This window comes from Stenotrophomonas sp. 78350_Sma, assembly GCF_056482105.1.
On the sequence record NZ_CM151182.1, the window covers coordinates 770,927 to 796,882 of the forward strand.

Genomic DNA, 25,956 nt, shown 5'->3' on the forward strand with positions numbered 1-25,956 from the left:
TCATGAGCCGAGCATTGTCCGCACGCAGGAATGACTCCATCGCCGCGCCACACAGCGCGGCCTGGCCGACCCCGGCACAGCTGGCCACGCTCGGCACCGTGTTGTGCCTGTACCACGCCGACGGCAACGAGTTGGGCGGCTGGCGCCAGGCCGTACGCGTGCACGCCTGCCAGGGCGTGGACAGTGAAGGCCTGCGCGAGAGCCTGTGCTTCCTCGATGGCCGCGGTCGCTGCGTGTGGCGTTTGTACCTGCTGCCCGACAGCGATTTCCTGGCCTGGGACCGTCTGGTCGCGGCGCTGCCGCCGGGACCGGAACACGACAGCGAGGCGAGCGTTGGCGAACGCCTGTGGCGGCGCCTGGCCGGCCATCTCGGCGGCCAGCGCTGGCGCCTGTGCGCGCTGCGCCTGCACGCCGCCGACGACGGCCGCACCCTGGCTGCCAGCCTGTCGACCCTGTCCTCGCTGGGCGCGGCCACCGCGCGCCGCATCGCACGCCTGGAAGGTGCCGAAGGCGAGCTGGCGATCGACGACTGCTGCTGTGCCGACGCTGCGCGGCGCCCGGCGCCGCGGATCCCCGGCGACCTGCCGCTGATCCGTTTGTGACCCTCTCCTGATGGAACGCCCGTTGGCCACGGATGGCCCCTCAATGAATCTGCAACCCCGAAGGAAGACCCCGATGAAGCTCCAGACAGCCAGCGCCATGCTGCTGCTCGCCGCCAGCGGCGTGGCCAGCGCGCAGCCCTCCGATATCGCCCGCGACCACGACAGCATCCTCGCCATGCAGGGTGAGTACACCGTGGACTTCGCCTTCGACGAGACCGTGCTGCTGAAGCCGGGCTACGAGCGCGCGCCGGCGATGCGCAGCGGCGGCAGCGAAGTGGTCATCGTGGTCGAGGACACCCCGAAGCGCATCGTGCTGCAGCACCTGCTGCTGGATGAAAAGAGCGGCCACATCACCAAGCACTGGCGCCAGGACTGGGTGTACGAAGCACCGAACCGTTTCGAGTTCAGTGCCGACCAGACCTGGAACGTACGCAGCATTCCGGCGGCGGTGAACCAGGGCGCCTGGACCCAGTGCGTGTACGAAGTGAGCGACGCACCGCGCTACTGCGGCACCGGCGCCTGGACCTACACCAACAACGTGCCGAGCTGGACCAGCGATCTGAGCTGGCGCCCGCTGCCGCGCCGTGAGTACACCAAGCGCAGCGACTACAACGCGCTGGCCGTGATCAACCGCCATACGCTGACCCCGAACGGCTGGACCCACGAACAGTTCAACACCAAGGTGCAGCGCAACGACGATGGCAGCCAGGTGGAGATCGCACGCGAGTTCGGCTTCAACGACTACGTGAAGACCACCGAGGTCGACTTCACCCCGGCGCGCAACTACTGGAAGGCTACTGCCGGTTACTGGGCCAAGGTGCGCCAGCGCTGGGACGGTTTCCTCGGCCAGGCCCCGGGCGTGCACCTGAAGACCAAGATCGACGGCATGGCGATGATCATTCCGCTGTTCACCCAGGCCGAAGAGATCCAGTCCGGCAAGAAAGTGAAGGACAAGCAGATCGACGAAGTGTTCGCCAAGTACGTGGAAAAGGCCCAGTAGATCCACGCCATGCGTGGATGCACTGCACTCAGGACGTCGGTCCACCCAGCGTGGTCAGGTCCAGCCCTGCATCCTGGAAAGCCTGCAGGGTGACCTGCAGGCTCGCCTCGTCGTCGCGGGTGCGGACGCCCATGACAGCTTCGTGGCAACGCACTTGATCCGTACTGCAGGCACTCCGGTCCGGCAGCAGCAGCGCGGTCTGCGAGACCAGGATCGCCATGTGCGCCACTTCCTTTCTTGGCTTCGGTTGGCCCTGGTAGAACCGGTTGAACTCCGCGCGCAGGTCGGCCATCACCTCGGCATCGGTGCGCGTGCGTGACACGCTGGCCGGAACCAGATAGGTCGGGTGGCCATCGTGGAAGGCGCGCACCTCATCGGCCAGCACCGTTTCCAGTATGAAGGCCTGTACCGGGTCCGGGACAAGGCCCGGTGCAGTGCGGGCAGATACGGCCGGCATCGCCACCAGCAGTGGCACGCCGGCCAGAAGGACGCGCAGGCAGAAGCCGTAGTTCATTCCTATTCCTTGAACATCAGAAACGCCGCCACCACGATCAACCCGAACGCGGCGTAGTGGTTCCACTTCAGCGGCTGGCCCAGGTAGAACGCGGAAAACACCGCAAACACCAACAGCGTGATCACTTCCTGCATGCCCTTCAGCTGCGGCGCCGAATACACCGCGCTGCCCAGCCGGTTGCCCGGCACCTGCAGGCAGTATTCGAAGAAGGCGATGCCCCAGCTGACCAGGATCACCATCATCAACGGCGCGCTCTTGTACTTCAGGTGGCCGTACCAGGCGAAGGTCATGAAGATGTTGCTGCCGAGCAGCAACAACACCGGGTACAGGTAAGCAGCGAACGACGTGCCGGGCATCCGGGCGATCTCATCGGGTGGGGCGCGCAGCATACAGCCGGCCCCACCCGCAGCGTGTCACGAGCGCGTCAGGCTTCGCGCAGGGCGAGTGCCGGCGGCGTATGCAGGATCGCCCGCGTACCCCACCAGCCCGCCAGCAGGCTCAACCCGATGCCGACCACGCCGCCGATCAGCAGGCCCGGCCACGGTGGCAGCAACGGCAGCTCGAACACCTTCTGCGAGACCGCCACGCCGATGGCGGCCGCCGCGCCCACCGCCAGCATCGCCGCCAGCATGCCCAGCGCGCCGAATTCCACCAGCACCGCGCCGCGCAGCTGGCGCCGGGTTGCGCCCAGCGTGCGCAGCACTGCGCTGTCGTAGCGACGCTCGCCCGCCGTGGCCTGCAGCGCGGCCAGCAGCACCAGCACGCCGGCCAGCAGGCTGAACACCATCACCAGCTGCACCGCCTGTGCCACCCGTTCCATCACATCGCGCACCTGCGAGATCACCGCGTCCACGTCCAGCAGCGACAGGTTGGGCTGCGCGCGCACCAGCTCGCCCAGCCCGGCCGCCTTGCCGGCCGGCAGATGGAACGCCGACAGCAGGTTGTGCGGGGTATCGCCCACCGCATTCGGATTCAGCAGCACGAAGAAGTTCGGCCGGAAGGTGTTCCAGTCGGCCTTGCGCACACTGGTGACGGTGAACTCGCGCTCCTGCTCGCCGACTGCAATGGTGATGCGGTCGCCCGGATACACGCCGTAGCGCTTGGCCCAGCCGATTTCAACCGACGCCTCCGCCGCCGTGCTGTCGGGCGTCCAGAAGGTGCCGTTCATCAGCGTGTTGGCCGGCGGGAAGCTGCTGCGCCAGCTGAAGTTCAACGGCCGGTTCTCGTCGTCGTCATCGCGCTGGCCGCCCTGCGCCGGTTGCCCGTCCTGACCGGGCTCGCGGTCCACGCGTAGCGGCGGCTTGCCGTTGATGGCGATCAGGCGCCCGGTGGCCATCGGTTCGATGCTGGCGTCGTTGGCACCCAGCCCGCGCAGCGTTGCCAGCACACTGTCGCGCTGTTCGGGCTGGATGTTGATCAGGAAGTAGTTCGGCGTGTCCGCCGGCAGCCGCTCGCGCCACTGCTGCAGCAGGCCTGGGCCGGTCACCGCCAGCAGCAGCAACGCGCACAGCGACAGCGACAGCCCGACCAGCTGCATCACCGCCAGCAGCCGGCGCCGGGTCAGTGCGGCCAGGCCCAGTCGCCAGTTGCCATGCAGGCGATGCTGCAGGCCGCGCATCAACTGCAGCAGCACGAAGCCGACCACCCCGGCCGCCACCGCCAGCGCGGCCAGGCCGCCCAGCACCCACAGGGCCAGCTTGAGGTCACCGGTGACCTGCACCGCCAGCAACAGGCTTGCCCCCAGCGCGGCCACATAGGCCAGCAGCGAGGCTGGCGGCAGGGCAGCGAAGGAACGGTTGAGTACGCGCATCGGCGGCACCCCGCGCAGACGCAGCAGCGGTGGCAGGCCGAAGCCGAACAGCAGCAACAGGCCGATGCCGGCACCGGTCAGCGCCGGCATCGCTTCCGGCAGCGGCAGGCGCTGCGGCACCAGGCTGCCCAGCACCTGTACCAGCCCTTCCTGCGCAGCCATGCCCAGGCCGATGCCAAGCGCACAGGCCGGTACCGCCAGCATCAGCAGCTGCAGTGCCAGGCCGAGCAGGATGTCGCGCTGGCGCGCACCCAGGCAGCGCAGGATCGCCACCTGGTCGATGCGGCGAAGGGCGAAGCGGTTGGCCGCCAATGCGGTGGCCACGCCTGCCAGCAGCACCGCCAGCAGCGCGCTCAGGCCGAGGAAGCGGCCGGCAAGGTCGAAGGCCTGGCGCACGCCGCGCTGGGTGTCATCCACGTTCAGCAGGCGCAGGCCCTTCACCTGTGGCAGCAGCCACTCGCGCAGGGACGCGACCTGTCCTGCCGGTCCTGCAAACATCAGCCGGTAGTTGATGCGGCTGCCGGGGCCAAGCAGGCCTGTGCCTTCCACATCGGCGCGGTTGACCAGCAGGGTGGGGGAGAGCGTCAGCAGGTCGCCACCGGTATCCGGTTCGGCCTCGATGATGCCGGCGATGCGCAGCGTGCCAGCGCCGAACTCGAGATCATCGCCGGCCTTCAGTCCCAGCCCCTGCAGCAGGCGCGGGTCGGCATAGGCCTGGCCCTTGGGCGGCATGCCGGCGTTGGCGATCAGCGCGCCACCGGGCGTGCTGCGCACCCTCAGCGTGCCACGCAGCGGATAGCCCGCCTGCACCGCCTTGATGCTGGCCATCTGGCTGGCATCACCGTTGAACAGCACACTGCCGAAGCTGGCGATGCGGGTGAAGGCCAGTCCACGGCGCTGCGCCTCGTCGGCGAACGCCTGCGGCGGGTCATCGCGCCCGGCGATGCCGAGGTCGCCACCGAGCATTTCCGCTGCGCTGCCGGTCAGTGCCAGGTTGACCCGGTTCACCAGCGTGCCGACCGCGGTCATCACCGCCACGCCCAGCACCAGTGCGGCGAACACGGTCAGCAGGTCGCCGGCCAGGGCCTCGCGACGCAGCGCGCGCCATGCATGGCGCAGCAGGTTCATGCCTGGGCCCCATGTTCAACCGGCAGCAGCCGGCCGTCGTCGATGCGATGGATGTACTGGCAGCGCTGGGCCAGGCGCAGGTCGTGGGTGACCAGCACCAGGGTGGTGCCGCTGCCTGCGTTCAACTCGAACAGCAGGTCGCTGATGTGCTGGCCGGTGGCATGGTCCAGCGAGCCGGTCGGTTCGTCGGCGAACAGGATGCGCGGGCGGGTAACGAAGGCACGTGCCAGCGCCACGCGCTGCTGCTCGCCGCCGGACAGCTGGCGCGGGTAGTGGCGGGCGCGATGAGCCAGGCCCACCTGGGCCAGCACCTCGTCCACCCGCGCGCGGTCCTCGCGCCCGGCCAGCTCCAGTGGCAGCGCGACATTCTCGGCGGCGGTCAGCGCCGGCAGCAGGTGGAAGCTCTGGAACACGAAGCCGACCTCGTGCGCGCGCAGCTGGGCACGTGCTTCCTCGTCAAGGTGGCCCAGGTCCTGGCCCACCAGCGCGATGTGGCCGCGGCTGGGCAGGTCCAGGCCGGCCAGCAGGCCGAGCAGGGTGGTCTTGCCGGAACCGGAGGCGCCGACGATGGCCACGCTGGTGCCTTCATGGACGGTCAGGGTGATGTTGTCCAGTATGTGGACTTCACCCTCCGGGCCCTGCACGGATTTGCCGACCTGGTCGACGGCGATGGCAACGGGCGCGCTGCGGGGGGACAGGCTGTCGATGAGGAGACTCCAATGCGCAAGACGGGATGGAGCCGGCGAGCCGGCGCGATGATGGTGCTGCTGCTAGGGTTCCTGCTGCTGCCCGGGCTGGCCTGTGCCAAAGGTCCGGCCGGCACCGTGCTGGTGCTCGGCGACAGCCTCAGTGCTGCCCACAATATCCCCGCCGACGCCGGCTGGGTCAGCCTGCTGCAGCAGCGGGTCAGGCAGCAGTCGAAAACCCCGGCGCGCATCGTCAACGCCAGCATGAGCGGCGAGACCACCGCGGGCGCGCTGACCCGCCTGCCGGGCCTGCTGGCGAAGGAAAAACCGACCGTGGTGGTGATTGCCCTGGGCGGCAACGACGCACTGCGCGGGCTGACCCCGGCACAGGTGCAGGGCAACCTGGAAAAAATGGTGCAGGCCAGCCAGAAGGCGGGGGCCAAGGTGCTGTTGCTCGGCATCGACGTACCGCCCAACTATGGCCCGGCCTACCGCCAGCGCCTGGCGGCGGCTTACAAGGCGCTGGCCACGCAGTACAAGGTGCCGCTGCTGCCGTTCCTGTTGGAGGGTGTGGCCCTGCAGCCGGGCATGATGCAGGCCGACGGCCTGCACCCCACCGCGCAGGCGCAGCCGAAGGTGCTGGACAACGTCTGGCCGCTGCTCAGGCCGCTGCTCTGAACCGTTTGATTCCCTCTTGACGGAACTTCACATCACGTCCACCGTCGATGCGGCATGTTTCACAAAGCTGAAGTTAGAGGGAATCACATGCGTCAGACGAAGGAGACCTCCGGCTTGGTGCTGGTGGTCGAAGACAACCGCAACATCTCCGAGATGATCGGGGAATACCTGGAAGGTCGCGGCTTCGAAGTCGACTATGCACAGGACGGCCTGGATGGCTACCGCCTTGCGGCGGAAAACAGCTATGACGTCGTGGTGCTCGACCTGATGTTGCCGCGCCTGGATGGCATCGAAGTGTGCCGTCGCCTGCGCAACGATGCGCGCAAGTCCACCCCGGTGCTGATGCTCACGGCACGCGACACGCTGGACGACAAGCTCACCGGCCTGGGTTTCGGTGCCGATGACTACCTGACCAAGCCGTTCGCGATCCAGGAGCTGGAAGCCCGCCTGCGCGCGCTGATCCGTCGCGAACGTCGCCAGGTTGGTTCGGAAGTGCTGAAGGTGGCCGACCTGGTGCTCGATCCGGTCAGCATGCGCGCGACCCGTGCCGGCACCGAGCTGCAGCTTTCGCCGATCGGCCTGCGGCTGCTGACCATCCTGATGCGCGAATCGCCGCGCGTGGTCACCCGCCAGGAGATCGAACGCGAGATCTGGGGCAACGGCCTGCCGGATTCGGACACCCTGCGCAGCCACCTGTACAACCTGCGCAAGATCATCGACAAGCCGTTCGACCGTCCGCTGCTGCACACCGTGCAGAGTGCCGGCTACCGCATTGCCGACATCGCCCAGCCGATGGCCTGAGCAGGATACTCGCCGGTGCAGTGGCAGGCCCGGCCGGGTTGTGGCCACGTACGAGGGCGGGGCATGACCGGCCGGCGTTGTCGCCGGTCATCGCCCATGCACCCGCACGGCGTGGCGCGCTGCCTATAATCGCAGCGCTCTGACCGGGACCCCGCAATGCCGCACGGCCTGCCGCGCAAGATCCGTATCGCCTTCATCCTGCAGGCAGTGCTGGCCAGCCTGGGCATCCTGCTGGGTGCGTGGCTGGTCTCGCTGGTGATCAAGCACAGCCTGGTCGGTGCCGCCCTGCGCGAGGAGGCGGCGTACTACTGGACGCTGCACGAAGCGTCGCCGGTGCAGCCACCGCCCAATACCCAGAACATCCGCGGCTACCTGCTGGAAAGCGGGCAGTCGGCACTGTCGTTGCCGGCCAACCTGCGCAATCTGGAGCCCGGCTTCCACGAACTGCCCAAGGATGACCAGCTGGTGCTGGTCGACGTGCGCCCGGCCGGTCGCCTGTACCTGGTGTTCCTGCGCTCGCGCGCGGAGATGCTGGCGTTCTGGTTCGGCATCGTGCCGGTGCTGCTGACCCTGCTGGCGGTGTATGGCGCCAGCTGGGTGACCTACCGCGCGTCCAAGCGCCTGGTGTCGCCGGTGAACTGGCTGGCACGGCGCGTGTCGCGCTGGGACCCGGGGCATCCGGAAGCGGCCGACCTGGAGCCCAACAAGCTGCCCGCCGACATGCAGGGCGAGACCCGGCAGCTGGCGGCCGCACTGCATTCGCTGGCCAACCGGGTCAGCGCGCACGTGGCGCGCGAGCGCAATTTCACCCGCGACGCCAGCCATGAACTGCGCACGCCGTTGACCGTCATCCGCGTCGCCAGCGACATGGCGCTTGGCGATGACAGCCTGGAGCCGCGCCTGCGCCGCAGCCTGCAGCGCATCCAGCGTGCCGGCCGTGACATGGAGGCGGTGATCGATGCGTTCCTGATCCTGGCCCGCGAGGCCGACGTCGAGCCCCAGGTCGAGCTGTTCGACGTCAACGACATCGTCCGCTATGAAGTGGACAACGCCAACGAACTGCTGGGGTCTCGCCCGGTGTCGGTGCACCTGCACAGCGATGGCCCGGTGCAGCTGCATGCGCCGCCGCGGGTGCTGCAGGTGGTGGTCAGCAACCTGGTGCGCAACGCCTGCAGCTACACCGATGAGGGGCGCATCGACGTGCATGTGCACAACGACCGGGTGGTGGTGCGCGATACCGGTATCGGCATGTCGGCCGACGCGCTGTCGCGGGCCTTCGAGCCGTTCTACCGCGCCGAGCCGAGCCGCCCGCAGGGCACCGGCCTGGGCCTGTCGATCGTACGCCGGCTGTGCGACCGCTTCGGCTGGAAGGTCAGCCTGGCCAGCGAGCCGGGCCAGGGCACCGAGGCCACGGTGATCTTCCGGTAGAGGGATTTTGCCGGGCTGCGCCCGGCACCCGCCGAGGCAACATCAAAAGCGGGCATTCCGTGGAATGGCGGGGCGGTGTGGGTTTGCAGGACACGCCGTAAACCCGTCCATGGGGGCTCGATGGCGCCATCCATGGCGCCAACGGTCCTGCAAACGCACACCGCCCCGCCTTCGACAGTTTCCCGCGATCCGCAGTAGATCCACGCCATGCGTGGATGGGGTTGCTCAGTTGCAGTTGACCTTCGGCGCCAGCGCCCTGGTCCAGATCGCATACCCGGCCGGGGTCATGTGCAGCATGTCCTCGCGGAACAGCTTCGCATCCGGCTGGCCATCCGCGCCCAGCATCGGCGTGTAGATGTCGGTGAAACCGGTGTTGGGCAGCTTGGCCAGGGCGGCCTTGATCAGCGAGTTGGCCTCGTTGATCGCCGGCAGCAGGTGCGCGCGCGACGGGCTCGGCTTGATCGACAGGTACTCGACCCTGGTCGTCGGCAGGTCGCGGTGCACGCGCTGCACGAAGGCGACCACGTCATCGCGCACCTGGGTCGCGCTGCGGCCGCTGTTGAGGTCGTTGTCACCGGCGTAGAAGAACACCTTGCACGGCGCATACGGCACCACGATCTGGCCGGCATACCAGGTGCTGTCACGCACTTCCGAACCGCCGAAACCGCGGTTGAATACCGGCTGGCCGGGGAAGTCGGTGGCCAGGCTCTCCCAGAAGCGGATGGAGGAGCTGCCGATGAACTCGATGCCGCCCCGTGGCGGCGGGTTGGCCTGGTCGGCGCTGGCGAAGTGGGCCATGTCGTCGGCCCAGGCCACGTTGGAGACCTGCTCGGGCACGCGCGGCGGCTTGGCCGGGCTCAGCGCCTGGGCCAGGGGGGCGGCGGTCAGCAGGCCCAGCATCAGCAGGCAGGTACGGCGATGGGACATCAGGCGCTCCAGCGGGGAAGGGGAAAGCCATCATAGAAGCTGGGGCGGCCCGGGGCTTGCCCCTGGCAGTCCATTCACCGGGCCGGTGCCGGGATGCGGCTGGCGGCCTTGTGGCAAAATGGCAGCCATCTGCCTATCCCTGTGCACCCATGATTCCCTGCCGTGCGTCTGAGCGGTCGCTGCGCCGCGCCCCTGTTGCTGGATGTTCCCCCCGTGGCTGATCAGTTCGGCCATCTGCCCCGCGGCCCGCGCCGCATCTTCCAGGCCGCCCGCTGGTCCTGGCAGGGCCTGCGCGCCGCCTGGCTGCACGAATCGTCGTTCCGGCTGGAGGTCTACCTGCTGATCCTGCTGGCCCCGATCGCGATCTGGCTGGGGCAGACCCCGGTCGAGCGCGCGCTGCTGATCGGCTCGATGCTGCTGGTGCTGGCGATGGAACTGGCCAACTCGGCCATCGAAGCGGTGATCGAACGTTACGGCAGCGAGATCCACGAGCTGGCCGGCCGCGCCAAGGACATGGGCTCGGCGGCGGTCTTCGTGCTGATGATGAACGTGCTTCTGTGCTGGGCGCTGGTCGTGGTCCCGCATGCAATGGCCGGCATTTACGGCTGATCCCCATTCCCCCTTGTTGAAGACTTCCCATGTCCCTTGAGTTTCTTGCCGATCCGAATGTCTGGTTGACCCTGTTCACGCTGAGTGCGCTGGAAATCGTGCTCGGCATCGACAACCTGGTGTTCATCTCCATCGCCGTCAGCAAGCTGCCAGAGCACCGCCGCCCGTTCGCGCGTCGGCTCGGCATCGCAGTGGCCTGTATCACCCGTATCGGCCTGCTGGTATCGCTGGCGTACCTGGCGCACATGCAGGCGAACCTGTTCACCGTAGCCGGCATGGGCATTTCCATCCGCGACCTGGTGCTGATCGTTGGTGGCCTGTTCCTGATCATCAAGGGTTGGATGGAGATCAAGGAAATGATCACCGGTGGCGAGGATGAAGATCCGAGCACGACCAAGACCTCGGCCGTGTTCGGCTACGTGATCGCGCAGATCGCGGTCATCGACATCGTGTTCTCGCTGGACTCGGTGATCACCGCGGTCGGCATCGCTGACCACGTGCCGGTGATGGTCGCCGCGATCCTGCTGTCGGTGGCAGTGATGCTGCTGGCCGCCAACCCGCTGGGCCGCTTCATCGACGCCAACCCGACCGTGAAGATGCTGGCGCTGGCCTTCATCCTGCTGATCGGTGCGGTGCTGATCCTGGATGGCCTGGACGTGCACATTCCCAAGCCTTACATCTACGCCGCCATGGGCTTCTCGGTGCTGGTGGAGTGGCTGAACCTGCTGATGCGCCGCCGCGCACGCGAACACCACGTGCCGGGTGCCGGCGACTGGTAAGCGCGCCGCTGGCGTGTGAGTCCCTCAGAACCCCCGGCCTGGCCGGGGGTTCTGCGTTGTGGGAGCCCGGCTCTGCTACGGGCTGCGGTTTTTGCACCTGTAGCGGGGTTCTGGCCTCCACTTGTGAATCAGGATCAACAGTGTTTTCCCGGGGCGAGGCTTAATCCGCTACAGCAAAGCGCGCAGGCTACGCACTCCCGATTCCCGCCCCCAGGAAACCCTCCCATGAATTCCAGAGCCGCCTTGCTGGCGCTTGCCGTCGGCGCCTTCGCCATCGGAACCACCGAGTTTGCGCCGATGGGACTGTTGCCGGTCATCGCCGACGGCGTGGGCGTGGGCATTCCCACCGCCGGCATGCTGATCACCGCCTACGCCGTGGGCGTGATGCTGGGTGCCCCGGTGATGACCCTGCTGATGGGACGGTTCGGCAAGCGCACCGCGCTGATGCTGCTGATGTCGATCTTCGTGGTGGGCAACCTGCTCTCGGCACTGGCCCCAAACTACGGCCTGCTGTTGCTGTCGCGCCTGGTCACCAGCCTCAATCACGGTGCCTTCTTCGGCATCGGTGCGGTGGTCGCCGCCAGCCTGGTACCAAAGGAAAAGCAGGCCGCCGCCGTGGCGACCATGTTCATGGGCCTGACCATCGCCAACATCGGTGGCGTGCCGCTGGCCACCTGGGTCGGCCAGCAGCTGGGCTGGCGCTTGTCTTTCGCTGGCACGGCAGTGCTGGGCGTGGTGGCGATCACCGCGCTGGGCCTGGCCCTGCCGGCATCGGCACCGGGCCCGCGTCCGGACGTGCGCGGCGAGATGAAGGCCATCCTGCAGCCCCAGGTACTGCTGGCGATGGGCACCACGGTGCTCGGCGCGGGTGCGATGTTCACCCTCTACACCTACGTGGCGCCGGTGCTGACCGAACTGACCGGTGCCTCCAACGCCTTCATCGCGATGTCGCTGGCGCTGATTGGTATCGGCTTCACGTTCGGCAATGGCATCGGTGGGCGCATGGCCGACTGGTCGCTGGACGGTGCCACGCGCATCCTGCTGGCAGTCCTGGCCCTGCTGATGTTCGTGCTGCCGCTGGCCTTCATGAGCCACGCCACCGCGGCGCTCGGTGTGCTGCTGTTCGGCGCGGCGACGTTCGCCATCGTGCCGCCGCTGCAGATCCGGGTGATGGAAGCGGCCAGCGAAGCGCCGGGGCTGGCGTCGTCGATCAACGTGGGTGCGTTCAACCTGGGCAATGCCGTAGGCGCGGCGCTGGGTGGTGCGGTGATCAGCTCGGGGCTGGGCTACGCCGCGATTCCGGTGGCCGGTGGCCTGCTGGCGGCGGCGGGGTTGCTGCTGGCATGGTTGGGGCGTCCTCGCACTGCGGTGGCCGAGGCTTGCTGAGTGATGTGGGGTTCCGGCAGGGCTTGCAGCCCTGCACCCGCTGCAATCAACGTCAACGGCAAAAGCCTGCATTCCGTGAGTTGGCGGGGTGGGTCCGGTTGAGGGGGACGCTGCAAGTACGTCCATGTAAGCTCGGTCGCCGCATCCATGCGGCTCACGCCCCCTCAACCGGACCCACCCCGCCTTCGACAGATTGCCGCGATCGGTCGGAACGGCGCTCTGCTCTGGTAGGTGTCGACCTTGGTCGACACGAATGCCTGAAGAACCGGCTTTTGCTTTTGATTTTTCTTTTGATCTTCCCGCGGTGCGCAGGAAATTGTCTGTGGCCGGGCGGGTGGGCGTGGCGGGGGTATCCGCGCCATGGATGGCGCGGCTAAGCCTCCAGGGACGGATTCACGGCGTCCCCCGCCATGCCCACCCGCCCGGACTACTCAGGCGATCCATGAGCATGGCCACCGCGGAGGGGGCGGCGCCCGATGGCCGGTCTTTCACCCGAACCATGGCATGCTCGGTGCCCAGTCCACCCGGAACCTCCGCCATGCGCCTGTTCACCCGTGTCCTTCCCCTGATGCTGCTGGCCTCCCTGCTCTCCGGCTGCGGCTACAACGCCATCCAGCAGAAGGATGAAGCGGTCAAGGCCAGCTGGTCGGAGGTCATCAACCAGTACAAGCGCCGCGCCGACCTGGTGCCCAACCTGGTGCAGACCGTGAAGGGCTTCGCCAGCCAGGAAGAGCGCGTGCTGACCGAAGTCACCAACGCCCGTTCGCGTGTCGGCCAGATCAACGTCAATGCCGATGACGAAGCCTCGCTCAAGCAGTTCCAGCAGGCCCAGGGCGAACTTGGCAGCGCGCTGTCGCGGCTGCTGGTGGTCACCGAGAACTACCCGGAGCTGAAGTCCAACCAGAACTTCCGCGACCTGCAGGCGCAGCTGGAAGGTACCGAGAACCGGGTCACCGTCGCCCGCGGCCGTTACATCCAGCAGGTGCAGGACTACAACACCTACATCCGCTCGTTCCCGCAGGTGATCACCGCCAAGCTCTTCGGCTACAAGACCAAGCCGAACTTCACGGTGGAGAACGAGGCGCAGATCTCCAACGCGCCGGCGGTCGATTTCGGCAACGCGCCGCAGCAGCAGCCGGCACCGCAGCCGGGCCACTGACCGATGCGCCTGGCCACTGCGCTGCTGGCCCTGCTGCTGTGGCTGCCGCTGGCGTCGCAGGCGCAGCAGCTGGCGCCGATTCCGGCGCTGGATTCGCCCGTGGTGGATACCACCGGCACGCTGGACGCCGCGCAGAAGCAGGCGCTGGTGCAGCAGGCGATCGAGCTGCAGCAACGCAAGGGCAGCCAGCTGCAGGTGCTGGTGGTGCCCACGACCCAGCCGGAAGACATCGCGCAGTACACCACGCGCGTCTTCGACCAGTGGCAGATCGGCCGCAAGGGTGTGGATGATGGCGTGCTGCTGGTGGTGGCCAAGGAAGACAGGCGCGTGCGCATCGAGCCGGGCTACGGCCTGGAAGGCGCAATTCCCGATGCCATCGCCAACCGCGTCATCCAGGAATACCTGGTGCCGCGCTTCCGCAGCGGCGACTACGCCGGTGGCATCACCGACGCCACGGCGGTGCTGGTCAAGCTGATCGACGGCGAAACGCTGCCGGCACCGGTCAGTGGCCATCGCGGGCGTGAGCCCAGCGGTGGCGGCGATACCTGGTTCCTGGCGCTGTTCATCGGCGTGTTCGCCGGCAGCATCCTGCGCGGCGTGTTCTCGCGGGTGCCGCGACCGCTGCGTGGCCTGCTCGGCGGTGCTGGTGCAGCACTGGCGGCGTTCCTGTTCACGTCCACGCTGCTGGCCAGTGGCCTGGCAGGCGTCGTGGGCCTGATCGTTGCCATGCTCTCCGGTCACCCGGGCCGCTTTGCCGGAGGCGGCGGCTGGGGCGGTGGCAGCTGGGGCGGCGGAGGCGGCTTCGGTGGCGGTGGTGGATTCGGCGGCGGCGGTTGGGGCGGTGGTGGTGGCCGCTCCGGCGGTGGCGGTGCTTCGGGGGGCTGGTGATGATCCAACGACTGTGTCGTCATGTGTTTTCACCGTCGGTACGGCGCGCGTTCCCGCCGGCCACGCTGCAGGCGATCACCGAGGCCATCGCGGCCGGTGAGCAGCGCCACGGTGGGCAGGTGATGTTCGCGGTGGAAGCGGACCTGCCGCTGGCGGCGCTGTGGCACAAGGTCACACCGCGCCAGGCTGCCGAACATGCCTTTGCCCGCCTGCGCGCCTGGGATACCACCCACAACAATGGTGTACTGATCTACCTCTTGTTGGCTGACCACGCCATCGAGATCGTTGCCGACCGTGGCCTGCAGGGTCGGGTCAGCCCGGCGCAGTGGCAGCGGGTCTGCACCCACCTGCGCGAGGGCCTGCGCGGGCCCAATCCGGTGGAAGCGCTGCAGGATGCCATCGACGAGGTCTCGAGCCTGATCGAAGGGCACTTTCCGGCCTCGACGCGGTCGAACGATGACGCGTTGCCGAACTCGCCCCAGCTCCTTGGTTGAGCCGGGGCGGCACTGGCCCGAGAATAGGCGTTCAACCGCAAGGCACCTTCCATGATCTATTTCCACGACATCGACCCCATCGCCCTCTCGCTGGGGCCGATCAAGGTGCATTGGTACGGCATCATGTACCTGCTGGGCTTCACCGCGGCCTGGCTGCTGGGCCGCAAGCGCATCGCCGCCGGCCGCCTGCCGGGCGTGGATGCCAATGGTTTCTCCGACCTGCTGTTCTACGCAATGCTCGGCGTGGTGCTGGGCGGGCGCATCGGCTACATGCTGTTCTACGCGCTGGGCGATTTCCTGCACAACCCGCTGCTGCTGTTCAAGGTGTGGGATGGCGGCATGAGTTTCCACGGCGGCCTGCTGGGCGTGATTGCCGCCTGCTGGTGGTGGTCGCGCAAGCACAAGCTGCATTTCTTCGACACCATGGATTTCATGGCGCCGCTGGTGCCGCTGGGCCTGGGCTTCGGACGCATCGGCAACTTCATCGGCGCCGAGCTGTGGGGCAAGTACACCGACGGCAGCTGGGGCGTGGTGTTCCCGTCCGGCCTGCCGGCACCGCTGAACCAGCTCGACCACGCCACCTTGCAGGCGCAGTTCGCCACCGGCGCGCTGAACCAGTTCGCGCGCCATCCGTCGCAGCTGTATGAAGCCTTTCTGGAAGGCCTGGTGATGTTCGTGGTGCTGTGGACGGTGTCGGCCAAGCCGCGCCATCGCTATCTGGTGGGTGGCCTGTTCGCGCTGCTGTACGGCCTGTTCCGTTTCGCGGTGGAGTTCGTGCGCATGCCCGACAATGGCGTCTACGTGGCCTTCGACTGGCTGACCCGTGGCCAGATCCTCAGCCTGCCGTTGATCGCCTTCGGCCTGGTGCTGCTGGTGATGTCGCGCCGCGCGCCGGTACTGCAGCCGCAGCTGCCGGTGGCTGCCGAGGGCAAGGCATGAAGGCTTACCTGGACCTGCTCTCGCACGTGCTGGAACACGGCGCCGAGAAAAGCGACCGCACCGGTACCGGCACCCGCAGCGTGTTCGGCTGGCAGATGCGTTTCAACCTGGCCGACGGCTTCCCGCTGGTCACCACCAAGAAACTGCACCTGCGTTCGATCATCCACGAACTGCTGTGGTTCCTGAAGGGCGACACCAACATCGGCTACCTGAAGGACAACCAGGTACGCATCTGGGACGAGTGGGCCGACGAGAACGGCGATCTCGGCCCGGTGTACGGCAAGCAGTGGCGCAGCTGGGCCACCGCCGATGGTCGCGAGATCGACCAGATGCAGTGGCTGGTGGACGAGATCAAGCGCAACCCCGATTCGCGCCGGCTGGTAGTCAGCGCCTGGAACGTGGGCGAGCTCTCGCAGATGGCGCTGATGCCGTGCCACAACCTGTTCCAGTTCTACGTGGTGGACGGCAAGCTCAGCTGCCAGCTGTACCAGCGCAGCGGCGACATTTTCCTCGGCGTGCCGTTCAACATTGCCAGCTATGCGCTGCTGACCCATATGGTGGCGCAGGCCACCGGCCTGGGTGTGGGCGATTTCGTCCACACGCTGGGCGACGCGCACCTGTATTCGAATCACTTCGAGCAGGCGCGCGAGCAGCTGTCGCGTGAACCGCGCGCGCTGCCGAAGCTGTGGTTGAACCCGGAGGTGACCGACCTGTTCGGCTTCCAGTTCGACGATATCCGCATCGATGGATATGACCCGCACCCGGCGATCAAGGCGCCGGTGGCGGTATGAGTGCGATGAAGCTCTCGATGATCGTGGCGTTGGACCGCAACCGTGGCATCGGCCAGGGCAATGCCATGCCCTGGCACCTGCCGGACGACTTCAAGCACTTCAAGGCGCTCACCCTGGGCAAGCCGATCTTGATGGGGCGCAAGACCGCCGAGTCGATCGGCCGCGTGCTGCCGGGGCGGACCAACCTGGTGCTGACCCGCAGCGGCCAGGTGCCATTCGAGGGCATGCGCGCGGTGGCGTCGCTGGACGAAGCCAAGGCGATTGCCGAAGTCGAGGGTGCCAGCGAGCTGTGCATCATCGGCGGCGGCGAGATCTTCCGTCAGCTGCTCGACCAGGCCAGTGATCTGTACCTGACCTGGGTGGATACCGAAGTCCCGGCCGATACCCACTTCCCCGAGGTGGATGCGCAGGACTGGCAGGAAGTGAGCAGCGAGCCGCACCCGGCCGATGAGCGCCACGCGTATGCGTTCCGCTTCGTGCACTACGTGCGCCGCTGAGGGCGGTTTCCTGTAGAGCCGAGCCATGCTCGGCTGCTGTTGGTGGACACATGGCGTAGCCGAGCATGGCTCGGCTCTACAGAACCGGCCGTTGCAACGTTCAGGGCATCCGGTAATGGCCGATGATCGCGTGCTGGAACAGCAGGTTCTCTTCGCGCGTGCCGCGCGCGATGTTGTGCAGTACCAACGGCGTGCCATTGGCCAGCCGCCGGTCGGAGACGATGCCCACATGCAGCAGGCCGTTGCCGTTGAGCTTCCATGCAACGATGTCGCCGGCTGCGTAGTCGTCGGCGGCGGCGGTGATCGGCTGCTGCCACCCCTGCCGTTCAAACCAGCGCATCAGGTTCGGCACGCGGCGATGATCGATGTTGCGATCCGGCCGTGACAGGCCCCAGATCGCCGGATAGGCACTGAAGTTGCCGCGCATGTCTTCATGCACGCGCGCCTGCAGGTCCAGGCCCTGGCTGCGCAGGGCGCGCACCACTACGTCGGTGCACACGCCGCGATCAACCGGGACGTCTCCGCCGGGATAGGCCAGCACCTGATAGGCAGGGTCGTAGCGGGTGGTGACACCGATCTGCGCGCGCGCTGCAGCCACCAGTGGCGGCGATGGCGCCTGCGGTTGCGTTGGCGTGTGGTCGGCGTTTCCGCCACCGCTGGGGGCAGGGGCCGAAGTGGGCTGGCAGCCGCTGGCCAGGGCCAGCGTCAGCAGCACCATCCATGGTGCCCAGCCGCGCCGCGTCATGCCTGCGGCGGGGGACTGTTGTTGCCGGGGCCCGCAGAGCCACCACCACTACCGCCACCACGGCGGCGGCGACGGCGCGGGCCGCGGTTGCCCGGGTTGGCGGCCGGAGCGTTGCCGCCGCCCTGTTCCTTGCCCTGCGCCGGTGCAGCCGGGCGCTCGTGCGCCGGCCGCGCTGGCGGGCGGGCGTTGGGCACAGGGGCAGGTACATCGCGGCCCGGCACCTGCACCACGCGCAGTTCATCGGTATCGAGCTGGATCGCGGTGAGCTTGCCGCCCCACACCGCGCCAGTGTCGATGGCGTGCACGCCCTGGGTGATGGTCAGGCCCAGCGCCGACCAGTGGCCGCAGACGACCTTGAGGTCACGCTCGACCCGGCCCGGCACCTCGAACCAGGGATACAGCCCCTGTTCCTGCGTGCCCGGCGTGCCCTTGTCCTCGATGCCGATGCGCCCACGCGGGGTGCAGTAGCGCATGCGGGTGAGCACGTTGATGATCGCGCGCGAGCGGTCGTAGCCGGACAGGTTCGGTGCCCAGCTCGGCTTGTCGCCGTACATGTTGCGGAACAACTTGCGGTAGCCGGCGCCGTGCAGCTGTGCCTCGACTTCGGCCGCGTGCTTCTCGGCCATCTGCGTGGTCCACTTCGGCGCCAGGCCGGCGTGCACCATCATCCAGCCCAGCTCGCGGTCCACGTGCACCAGCTTCTGCAGGCGCAGCCAGTCCAGCAGTTCGTCGCGGTCCTCGGCCTGCACGATGCGCAGCAGGTCCGGGTTGACCTTGCGCTGTTCCTCTTCGGTGCGCGCACCGACGGCCAGCAGCGAAAGGTCGTGGTTGCCCAGCACCACCACGCTGTGCTCGCGCAGCGAGTGGACCAACCGCAGTGTTTCCAGTGACTGGCCACCGCGGTTGACCAGGTCGCCGCAGAACCACAGGGTGTCCTGCGCCGGGTCGAAGCGGATCTTCTCCAGCAGTCGCTGGGTGACGTCATAGCAGCCCTGCAGGTCGCCGATCGCCCACACACTCATCGTTCGGCCTCCGTGTCAGTGCAGGGTACGCGGGATGGCCAGCACGAAAGGTGCGACCGGCGCGGCAAATTCGGTGCCGTCGTCGGCGACCATGTCGTAGTGGCCCTGCATGGTCCCGTGATCGGTCCCCAGCATGACACCGGACGTGTAATGGAAGTCTTCACCGGGGCGCAGGCGCGGCTGCTCGCCGATCACCCCGTCGCCATCGACATGCTCGACGCGGCCGTTGGCATCGGTGATGCGCCAGTGGCGTGCGACCAGGCGCGCGGCAACACGTCCCTGGTTGTGGATGCGGATCGTGTAGGCGAACGCATAGCGCCCGTCTTCCGGCGCGGATTGATCGTCGAGGAAGCGCGGTGCGACTTCGACGGAGATGGCATAAACGTCAGCGTCTTCCATACCGGCAGTGTAATCAGGAGGCATTGGCCAAGGCGATGAATTCGGCCACGTCCAGCTGCTCGGCACGGGCATCGGGACGCACGCCGGCGGCAACGAACTGCTCGGCGGAGACCACGTTGTTCAAGGCGTTGCGCAGGGTCTTGCGGCGCTGGCCGAAGGCAGCCTTGACCACGTCGGCGAAGCGCTTGTGATCGAGGATGTTGATCGTTGCCGGGTCGCGCGGCACCAGCCGCACCACGGCCGAATCGACCTTCGGCGGCGGCCGGAATGCGCCCGGCGGCACCACGAACAGCGAGGTCACCTGGCAGTAGGCCTGCAGCATCACGCTGAGCCGGCCGTACACCTTGCTGCCGGGGCCGGCCGCCATGCGGTCGACCACTTCCTTCTGCAGCATGAAATGCATGTCGCGGATCACCGCGGCGTGCTCCAGTGCATGGAACAGGATCGGCGAGGAGATGTTGTAGGGCAGGTTGCCGACCAGGCGGATCGGCTGGCCATCGGCCAGCTCGGTGAAGTCCACCCGCAGCACGTCGCGGTGGACGATGGTCAGTTCGCCCAGCGGTTCGGCGGCGGCGGTCAGCGGCGCGATCAGGTCGCGGTCGAACTCGATCACCGTCAGCTTCGGATGCACGCGCAGCAGCGGCAGGGTGATAGCGCCCTGGCCGGGACCGATCTCGACCAGGCGGTCACCGTCTTTCGGGTTGACCGCCATCACGATCTTGTCGATGTAGTGGCGATCGGCCAGGAAATGCTGGCCAAGCTGCTTCTTGGCCGGGGCGGTGAACACCGGGCCGGAGGGGGAATGCGGGGAATTCATGCGCTCAGTGTACGTTGCCGCGCAAGCTGCGCACACAACGTCGTTGCCGCCTGCAGGCTCGAAGGATCGGCAATGCCGCGGCCGGCCAGGTCCAGCGCGGTGCCATGGTCCACTGCTACGCGTGGGTAGGGCAGGCCCAGGGTCAGGTTCACCGCCTGCTCGAAGCCCGAGTACTTCAGCACCGGCAGGCCCTGGTCGTGGTACATCGCCAGCACACTGTCGAAGCCGGCCAGCTTGGCCGGCAGGAACGCGGTATCGGCCGGCAGCGGCCCGATCAGGTCCATGCCCTCTGTGCGCAGGCGCTGCATCAGGGGAATGATCAGGTCCAGCTCTTCGCGGCCCAGATGGCCGTCTTCGCCGGCGTGCGGGTTCAGGCCGAGCACGGCGATGCGGGGTGCAGGCAGGCCGAACTCGCGCCGCAGCGCGGCATGCAGGGTGCGCAGGGTGTGTTCCAGGCGGGGCGCGGTGATCGCGTCGGCCACTTCGCGCAACGGCAGGTGGGTGGTGGCCAGGGCCACGCGCACGATGGGGTTGGCCAGCATCATCACCACCTTCACGCCGGCCTGGTCGGCCAGCAGTTCGGTGGTGCCGCTGTAGGCGATGCCGCCTTCGTTGATGACCGCCTTGTGCACCGGGCCGGTGACCACGCCGTGTAGTTCGCCGGACAGGCAGGCCTGGCCGGCACCCAGCAGGGCGCCGATGACCGCCCCGGCATTGGCCGGGTTGGCCTGGCCGAAGTGGCTCTGGGCGGCATTGGCCACAACGCGCACACGCAGATCGCCGGGGACGCGTGCTTCGGCGTCCTCGGGCAGCAGTTGCAGGGGCAGGTTCAGCGCGGCCGCAGCCGCGCGCAGGGTATCCGGGTCGGCGAAGGCCAGCAGCCGGCAATCTTCACGCGGCTGCTGGACGAGGCGGACACACAGCTCCGGGCCGATCCCGGCGGGCTCGCCCGGTACCAGAGCGAGCTCGGGGCGCATCGATCAGGACTGCGGCGGCGTGGCGGTGTTTTCCGCACGGTCACCGCTGCGGAAGCTGACGTAGGCTTCGCCACGCAGTTCCTGCAGGAAGCGGTTGTACTCGTCTTCCAGCTTGCGGCGGCCAATGGTCTCGCGGACCTGGGCACGCTGGTTGTCGTTGGTCACGTCGGTCTGGCGAGTGGCCACGCGCTGCAGGATGTGCCAACCGGCATCAGTGCGGAACGGCTGGCTGACGCCGCCGTCCTGGATACCGGCCACCTGCTGGCCAAAGGCCGGACCGAATGCATCGGCCGGGAACCAGCCCAGATCGCCGCCCTGGCCCTTGCTGTTGTTGTCCTCGGAGGACTCCTTGGCCACGGTCTCGAAGTCCGCGCCGCCAGCGATGCGGGCACGCAGGGTATCGATCTTGGCTTTGGCGGCCGCGTCGGTCTGATGATCGTCCACGCGCACCAGGATGTGGCGACCGTGGTACTCGGTGACGGTGCTGGCGCCGGCAGCGGCACTGGCATCGCGCACTTCCACCAGCTTCAGCAGCTGGAAGCCGCTGGGGCCGCGGATGGGGCCGACCACTTCGCCGGGCTTCATCTTTTCCATCATCTGCGCGAACGCCTGCGGGATCTCATCCAGGCTGCGCCAGCCCAGGTCGCCGCCTTCCAGCGCGTTGGGGCTGTCCGAATAGCGCACGGCGGCCGCGTTGAAGTCCAGTTCGCCCTTGTCCAGCAGCGCCTTCACACCGTCGGCCTTCTTCTGGCCGGTGGCGATCTGGTCGGCGTTGGCGCCGTCCGGCAGCGCGACCAGGATGTGTGCCAGGTGATACTGGTTGCCGGCAGTGGCCTGCTGCTTCAGCGCGGCATCGACCTCGCCCTCGCTGACGCTGATGCGGCTCTGCGCGAAGCTCTGGCGCAGGCGCTGCACGGTGATCTCATCACGCACCGAGGCGCGGAAATCGTTGAAATCGATGCCGTCGTGCGCCAGGCGCTGGCGCAGGGCATCCAGGTTCGAACCGTTCTGCTGGGCGATGGAGTTCATCGCCTGGTTCAGCTCCTGGTCGCCGACACGGATGCCGCTGCCCTGGGCGCGGGCCACCTGCAGCTTGACCAGCACCAGGCGCTCGAGCACCTGGCGGCTGAGCACGTCTTCCGGCGGCAGCTGGTTTTCCCGGCCGGCGTACTGCGCCTTGATGTTGGCGATCGCACGCTGGAGTTCGCTCTGCAGGATCACGTCCTCATCGACGACGGCGGCGATGCGGTCGAGCGGCTGCGCCTCCTGGGCAAGCACCTGCAGGGGGGCGGACACGCTGGACACCGCCAGCAGCGAGGCGAGTAGAACGGGGAAGCGCTTGGTCATGGGATCAGATTCGGATCGTAGTCATCGCGGGTCGCTCCGGTGTTGCTGGGCGGCACGAGATAGAGGTCGTCGCGGTTGTAGCCGAGGATAGCACGGCGCAGAGTGCGGTCCGTGTCCTGGCCGATGGAGCTCAGGCCCTTCAGGACGAACTCCACCTGGATGGAGTTGTTCATCTCGCCTTCGCGATTGCGGACATAGCGGCGGCCGACCACACGCACGGCCAGGCAGCAGCTGTCCCACTGGACGCCGCCGATGATTTCCAGCGGCTCCTTGTCCTGCAGCGAGTAGTAATAGCGGCCGACCAGGCTCCAGCGCGCATTCAGCGGGTACAGGAACGACAGGTCGGCCTGCTCCAGCAGGGTGCGGTCATGCTTGTTGGCACCCGGCAGGGCACCGGCATTGATGCGGTAGCGGTAGCTCAGATTGACCACGCCGTCGTTGGGCATCAGGTAGCGGGCACGGACGCTGGCCAGATCCTCGCGCTTGTACTTCGGGTCCCACTGGTAGGTGGCGCCCAGGGTCCAGCGGTCGTTGATCATGTAGTTGCCGTCGGCGATCCAGGCCGACTTGCCCTTTTCCACCGGCTCACCGCCGGGGGTGACGGTCACCCGCGACTCATCGAAGTACTGGATCTGGCCGATCGAGGCCGAGAAGCGCTCCTTGCCGGTGCTCTGGTCGATGAAGCGGGTGCTCAGCGCCAGGGTCAGCTGGTTGGCATCGTTCTGGCGGTCGGCGCCGGTATAGCGCGAATCGCGGAACAGCTGGCCCCAGCTGAAGGTGAAGTCACGCGTATCGAAGATCGGCAGCTCGTCCTGGTTGCGGTACGGCGCGCGCAGGTAGAACAGGCGCGGCTCCAGGGTCTGCAGGAACGACTTGCCGCCGATGCGGGTCTCGCGGTCGAAGAACAGACCGGCGTCAATGCTGCCGATCGGCAGGCTGCGGCTGGGCGAGGTATTGCCGCGCAGCTGCTCGGGCGTGGCCGTGGCCGGGTCGATGCCCTGCGAGCGCAGGATCTGGGCCTGGATGCCGTTGACCCCGTCGACCAGGCCGCGATCCAGCTGGTAGGCGGTGTAGCGGTAGGCCAGGGTCGGGGTCACATACCAGGCTGCGCCGCTGATCGGGAACGACACATACGGCTTCACGTCCAGTCGCGAACCACCGCTGACACCAACGCCGGAGGTGAGCTGTTGGCCCGTCCGCGTGTACTGCAGATCCTCGCCGGTGCCGACGGCGTTCTTGAAGTTGATGTCGTCGTGGGTGAAGCGCACGGCTTCGGCGTAGATGCCGGTTTCCAGCCATGAGCGGACCGGCTTGTCCCAGTTGAAGTACAGGCGCGGCTGGCGGTTGTAGGGCAGGGCGCGCTCGTCGAGGGTGTAGTCGGTCAGCTGCCAGCGGTCGGCCATGATGCCGGCCGTCCAGTTCGTGCCGGTGCCATACAGGCCCACCGTGCTCTGCAGGTTGGAGGCGGTCACCCCCACCAGGCGGTTGGCGAAATCCTCGACATAGCGCTCGTCGCTGACCCAGGCCAGGTTGGCACGGGCCTGCCAGTGGCTGTCCACGTTGTGGTAGCCGCTGAACATCACCCGGCCGCGGTCACGGTCGCGCAGGCGGTCGTTGGGCATGAACGAGGTCAACACCTCGCCGCGGCCGCCGTTGTAGAGGTAGCGGAACTCGTTGTCGAGCAGCAGGCCGCGCCGGCTCATGTAGCGCGGGGTCAGCGTGTCGTCGTAGTTCGGCGCCAGGTTGAAGTAGATCGGCTGGGCGTAGTCGAAGCCGTTGCGCCCGGACATGCCCAGCTGCGGGAACAGCAGGCCGGTCTTGCGGCGGTCATCGATCGGGAACTTGAAGTACGGCGCCCACAGCACCGGCACCTTGCCGATGCGCAGCACGGCGTTGCGCGCGGTGCCGAAGCCCTCGTCGTTGTCCACTTCGATCTGCGGTGCCGACAGCTTCCACACCGGCTGCGAGGGGTCGCAGGTGGTGTAGGTGGAGCGGTGCATCTGGCCGACCGCACCCTGCAGGTCGACCGATTCGGCATCGCCGTTGCCGCGGCGCGACACCAGCTGGTACTGGATGTCGGTGATCTTGTGGGTGTCGCTTTCCTGGTTGCCCTCGGCACGCTTGGCGACCATCCGGATCGACCCGTCCTGGTAGCGCACATTGCCGTCGGCGATGTAGTTGCCGGTCTCGGTATCGAAGCTCAGCTTGTCGGTACCGACGAACTGGTCGCCGCGGCGCAGCGCCACGTTGCCTTCGTACTGCGGCACGGTGGTGGTGCCCAGCAGCTGGTCACCCTCGATGTCGGTCGGCTGCTGCTCGCGCGCGGCGGCGGCGCTGGCCTTGTCCTGGCCGGGGACCGGGGTCGGGGCGTCGGTGAACGCGGGGATGACGTCGGTGGCCGGGCACAGGCCCCAGTTGAGCGGCTTTTCATCGGCCATCACCGGCAGGCTGATGGCGATGCTCAGAGGCAGGGGAAGCAGGCGGAGGGCTCGGCGCACGCGGTTCGGATTCGGGCGAAAACGGACGGTAGCTTGCCCCATCCCTTGCATAGGGGCAATGAAGGGCGCCGGAGGTTGCCGGTTCGGGTTCATCCGGCAGCGTTGCCGCCAGCCGCTGAGATCAGGGCCTGGACATGGGCCACACTGCACTCGGCCAGTGCCTGCAGGTCATAGCCGCCCTCCAGCATCGACACCACCCGGCCGGCCCCGTGGCGCCGTGCCAGCGCGTGCAGTTCACCGGTGATCCAGGCGAAATCCTCGGTCTCCAGCATCAGGTCGGCCTGCGGGTCGCGCAGGTGGGCGTCGAAGCCGGCCGAGATCAGCAACAGCTGCGGGCGGAAGTCGTCGATGGCCGGCAGCATCTCGTCGGCCCAGACGTTGCGGAAGCGGAAGCCCCCGCTGCCGGGGGGCAGCAGGATGTTCATCAGGTTGCCTGCGCCGCGGTCACGGCGCAGGCCGGAATTGGGGAACAGGCCGGCCTGGTGCGTGCTGTAGTACGAGACCCGGGCATCGTGCTGGAAGATGTCCTGGGTGCCGTTGCCGTGGTGCACGTCGAAATCGACCACCGCGATCCGCTCCAGGCCATGACGGTCGCGGGCATAGGCGGCGGCGATGGCGATGTTGTTGAGCAGGCAGAAGCCCATCGCCGTGCTGCTGGTGGCGTGGTGGCCGGGGGGGCGCACCGCGCAGAAGGCCAGCGGGTCGTCGCCCAGCATCACCGCATCGACTGCGGCCACGCCGGCACCGGCGGCGTGCACGGCAGCGCTGGCCGAGCCGGGCGAGGTCCAGGTGTCCATGTCCAGCTGGCGCAGCGGCACGGTCTGCGGCTGCAGCACGAAGTCCAGCAGGGTGCTGTCATGGACCCGGGTCAGCTCGCCGAACTTGGCCGGCGGCGCCTCGCGCCATTCGAGCTGCCCAGGGAAGGCCGCATGCAGCGCATCGAGTACGTGCTGCAGGCGTTGCGGGCACTCCGGGTGGCCGGGGCCGGGGTCGTGCAGCAGGCAGGACGGATGGGTGTAGACCAGCATCGTGCCG

At 67.7% G+C, this 25,956-nt stretch carries 27 protein-coding genes; 14 read left to right on the top strand and 13 right to left on the bottom strand.

What is annotated here, in order from left to right:
- The first annotated feature begins 2 nt into the window (after positions 1 to 2).
- Complete coding sequence (locus ACZK4H_RS03360) at positions 3 to 602, top strand: ChuX/HutX family heme-like substrate-binding protein (protein ID WP_099553672.1); 600 nt, start codon at positions 3 to 5, stop codon at positions 600 to 602.
- 73 nt (positions 603 to 675) lie between these two features.
- On the top strand, positions 676 to 1,602 hold the full coding sequence (locus tag ACZK4H_RS03365) for a DUF6607 family protein (RefSeq protein ID WP_099553674.1): 927 nt from the start codon (positions 676 to 678) through the stop codon (positions 1,600 to 1,602).
- A gap of 28 nt (positions 1,603 to 1,630) precedes the next feature.
- Here the strand turns inward: ACZK4H_RS03365 and ACZK4H_RS03370 are convergent, their stop codons facing one another.
- The 4 genes from ACZK4H_RS03370 to ACZK4H_RS03385 form a co-directional block, all read right to left on the bottom strand.
- Complete coding sequence (locus ACZK4H_RS03370; RefSeq protein ID WP_099553676.1) at positions 1,631 to 2,116, bottom strand: hypothetical protein; 486 nt, start codon at positions 2,114 to 2,116, stop codon at positions 1,631 to 1,633.
- A 2-nt stretch (positions 2,117 to 2,118) separates the two neighbouring features.
- On the bottom strand, positions 2,119 to 2,472 hold the full coding sequence (locus tag ACZK4H_RS03375) for a DMT family protein (RefSeq protein WP_049444405.1): 354 nt from the start codon (positions 2,470 to 2,472) through the stop codon (positions 2,119 to 2,121).
- A 68-nt stretch (positions 2,473 to 2,540) separates the two neighbouring features.
- On the bottom strand, positions 2,541 to 5,054 hold the full coding sequence (locus ACZK4H_RS03380; RefSeq protein ID WP_099553678.1) for an ABC transporter permease: 2,514 nt from the start codon (positions 5,052 to 5,054) through the stop codon (positions 2,541 to 2,543).
- Entirely contained in the window at positions 5,051 to 5,698 is a 648-nt protein-coding gene (locus ACZK4H_RS03385; protein ID WP_099553680.1) for an ABC transporter ATP-binding protein, read from the bottom strand. Before ACZK4H_RS03385 ends, ACZK4H_RS03380 begins: the two co-directional genes overlap by 4 nt.
- 75 nt (positions 5,699 to 5,773) lie before the next feature.
- On the opposite strand from ACZK4H_RS03385, the gene ACZK4H_RS03390 reads away from it, so the two are divergent.
- The 3 genes from ACZK4H_RS03390 (at position 5,774) to ACZK4H_RS03400 (ending at position 8,647) form a co-directional block, all read left to right on the top strand.
- On the top strand, positions 5,774 to 6,418 hold the full coding sequence (locus ACZK4H_RS03390) for an arylesterase (protein ID WP_049444410.1): 645 nt from the start codon (positions 5,774 to 5,776) through the stop codon (positions 6,416 to 6,418).
- Positions 6,419 to 6,505: 87 nt separating this feature from the next.
- Positions 6,506 to 7,219, top strand: a complete 714-nt coding sequence (locus ACZK4H_RS03395; protein ID WP_002811889.1) for a response regulator transcription factor — start codon at positions 6,506 to 6,508, stop codon at positions 7,217 to 7,219.
- Positions 7,220 to 7,375: 156 nt separating this feature from the next.
- Complete coding sequence (locus tag ACZK4H_RS03400) at positions 7,376 to 8,647, top strand: sensor histidine kinase (protein WP_099553682.1); 1,272 nt, start codon at positions 7,376 to 7,378, stop codon at positions 8,645 to 8,647.
- 225 nt (positions 8,648 to 8,872) lie between these two features.
- Here the strand turns inward: ACZK4H_RS03400 and ACZK4H_RS03405 are convergent, their stop codons facing one another.
- A complete protein-coding gene (locus ACZK4H_RS03405; RefSeq protein WP_099553684.1) occupies positions 8,873 to 9,574 on the bottom strand; it encodes an SGNH/GDSL hydrolase family protein in 702 nt (233 codons plus the stop codon).
- Between the two features lie 213 nt (positions 9,575 to 9,787).
- Here ACZK4H_RS03405 and ACZK4H_RS03410 point away from each other — a divergent pair, with 213 nt between their 5' ends.
- From ACZK4H_RS03410 to ACZK4H_RS03450, 9 genes are all read left to right on the top strand, one after another.
- A complete protein-coding gene (locus ACZK4H_RS03410) occupies positions 9,788 to 10,183 on the top strand; it encodes a diacylglycerol kinase (protein WP_099553686.1) in 396 nt (131 codons plus the stop codon).
- Positions 10,184 to 10,212: 29 nt separating this feature from the next.
- Positions 10,213 to 10,962 (top strand): TerC family protein, encoded by a 750-nt coding sequence (locus tag ACZK4H_RS03415; RefSeq protein ID WP_072167878.1) that lies wholly within the window; start codon positions 10,213 to 10,215, stop codon positions 10,960 to 10,962.
- A 225-nt stretch (positions 10,963 to 11,187) separates the two neighbouring features.
- The gene (locus ACZK4H_RS03420) at positions 11,188 to 12,348 is read left to right on the top strand and encodes an MFS transporter (protein WP_099553688.1); all 1,161 of its coding nucleotides are present in this window, start codon (positions 11,188 to 11,190) and stop codon (positions 12,346 to 12,348) included.
- 538 nt (positions 12,349 to 12,886) lie between these two features.
- Positions 12,887 to 13,507 carry a LemA family protein gene (locus ACZK4H_RS03425; protein WP_099555261.1) on the top strand — a complete coding sequence of 207 codons (621 nt, stop codon included), beginning with the start codon at positions 12,887 to 12,889 and terminating at the stop codon, positions 13,505 to 13,507.
- A gap of 3 nt (positions 13,508 to 13,510) precedes the next feature.
- Positions 13,511 to 14,395 carry a TPM domain-containing protein gene (locus ACZK4H_RS03430; protein WP_197577880.1) on the top strand — a complete coding sequence of 295 codons (885 nt, stop codon included), beginning with the start codon at positions 13,511 to 13,513 and terminating at the stop codon, positions 14,393 to 14,395.
- Positions 14,395 to 14,889 carry a TPM domain-containing protein gene (locus tag ACZK4H_RS03435; protein WP_099552760.1) on the top strand — a complete coding sequence of 165 codons (495 nt, stop codon included), beginning with the start codon at positions 14,395 to 14,397 and terminating at the stop codon, positions 14,887 to 14,889. The genes ACZK4H_RS03430 and ACZK4H_RS03435 overlap by 1 nt, the downstream gene beginning before the upstream one ends.
- A gap of 51 nt (positions 14,890 to 14,940) precedes the next feature.
- The gene (lgt, locus tag ACZK4H_RS03440) at positions 14,941 to 15,828 is read left to right on the top strand and encodes a prolipoprotein diacylglyceryl transferase (RefSeq protein ID WP_099552759.1); all 888 of its coding nucleotides are present in this window, start codon (positions 14,941 to 14,943) and stop codon (positions 15,826 to 15,828) included.
- Entirely contained in the window at positions 15,825 to 16,619 is a 795-nt protein-coding gene (locus tag ACZK4H_RS03445) for a thymidylate synthase (protein WP_012479193.1), read from the top strand. Before lgt ends, ACZK4H_RS03445 begins: the two co-directional genes overlap by 4 nt.
- Positions 16,620 to 16,624: 5 nt before the next feature.
- A complete protein-coding gene (locus ACZK4H_RS03450; RefSeq protein ID WP_099552765.1) occupies positions 16,625 to 17,116 on the top strand; it encodes a dihydrofolate reductase in 492 nt (163 codons plus the stop codon).
- Positions 17,117 to 17,216: 100 nt separating this feature from the next.
- Here the strand turns inward: ACZK4H_RS03450 and ACZK4H_RS03455 are convergent, their stop codons facing one another.
- From ACZK4H_RS03455 to ACZK4H_RS03490, 8 genes are all read right to left on the bottom strand, one after another.
- Positions 17,217 to 17,861, bottom strand: coding sequence for a DUF1287 domain-containing protein (locus ACZK4H_RS03455; RefSeq protein ID WP_099552758.1), 645 nt, complete (start codon positions 17,859 to 17,861; stop codon positions 17,217 to 17,219).
- Positions 17,858 to 18,883, bottom strand: coding sequence for a symmetrical bis(5'-nucleosyl)-tetraphosphatase (locus tag ACZK4H_RS03460; protein ID WP_099552757.1), 1,026 nt, complete (start codon positions 18,881 to 18,883; stop codon positions 17,858 to 17,860). Before ACZK4H_RS03460 ends, ACZK4H_RS03455 begins: the two co-directional genes overlap by 4 nt.
- A 15-nt stretch (positions 18,884 to 18,898) precedes the next feature.
- Positions 18,899 to 19,282 (bottom strand): Co2+/Mg2+ efflux protein ApaG, encoded by a 384-nt coding sequence (gene apaG / locus ACZK4H_RS03465; protein WP_005412297.1) that lies wholly within the window; start codon positions 19,280 to 19,282, stop codon positions 18,899 to 18,901.
- A gap of 13 nt (positions 19,283 to 19,295) precedes the next feature.
- Positions 19,296 to 20,099 carry a 16S rRNA (adenine(1518)-N(6)/adenine(1519)-N(6))-dimethyltransferase RsmA gene (gene rsmA / locus ACZK4H_RS03470; protein WP_099552756.1) on the bottom strand — a complete coding sequence of 268 codons (804 nt, stop codon included), beginning with the start codon at positions 20,097 to 20,099 and terminating at the stop codon, positions 19,296 to 19,298.
- On the bottom strand, positions 20,096 to 21,076 hold the full coding sequence (pdxA, locus tag ACZK4H_RS03475) for a 4-hydroxythreonine-4-phosphate dehydrogenase PdxA (RefSeq protein ID WP_099603827.1): 981 nt from the start codon (positions 21,074 to 21,076) through the stop codon (positions 20,096 to 20,098). The genes rsmA and pdxA overlap by 4 nt, the downstream gene beginning before the upstream one ends.
- A gap of 3 nt (positions 21,077 to 21,079) precedes the next feature.
- Complete coding sequence (locus ACZK4H_RS03480; RefSeq protein ID WP_099552754.1) at positions 21,080 to 22,423, bottom strand: peptidylprolyl isomerase; 1,344 nt, start codon at positions 22,421 to 22,423, stop codon at positions 21,080 to 21,082.
- Entirely contained in the window at positions 22,420 to 24,921 is a 2,502-nt protein-coding gene (gene lptD, locus ACZK4H_RS03485) for an LPS-assembly protein LptD (protein WP_099552764.1), read from the bottom strand. Before lptD ends, ACZK4H_RS03480 begins: the two co-directional genes overlap by 4 nt.
- Positions 24,922 to 25,010: 89 nt before the next feature.
- Positions 25,011 to 25,949 carry a histone deacetylase family protein gene (locus tag ACZK4H_RS03490; protein WP_099552753.1) on the bottom strand — a complete coding sequence of 313 codons (939 nt, stop codon included), beginning with the start codon at positions 25,947 to 25,949 and terminating at the stop codon, positions 25,011 to 25,013.
- Positions 25,950 to 25,956: the final 7 nt, after the last annotated feature.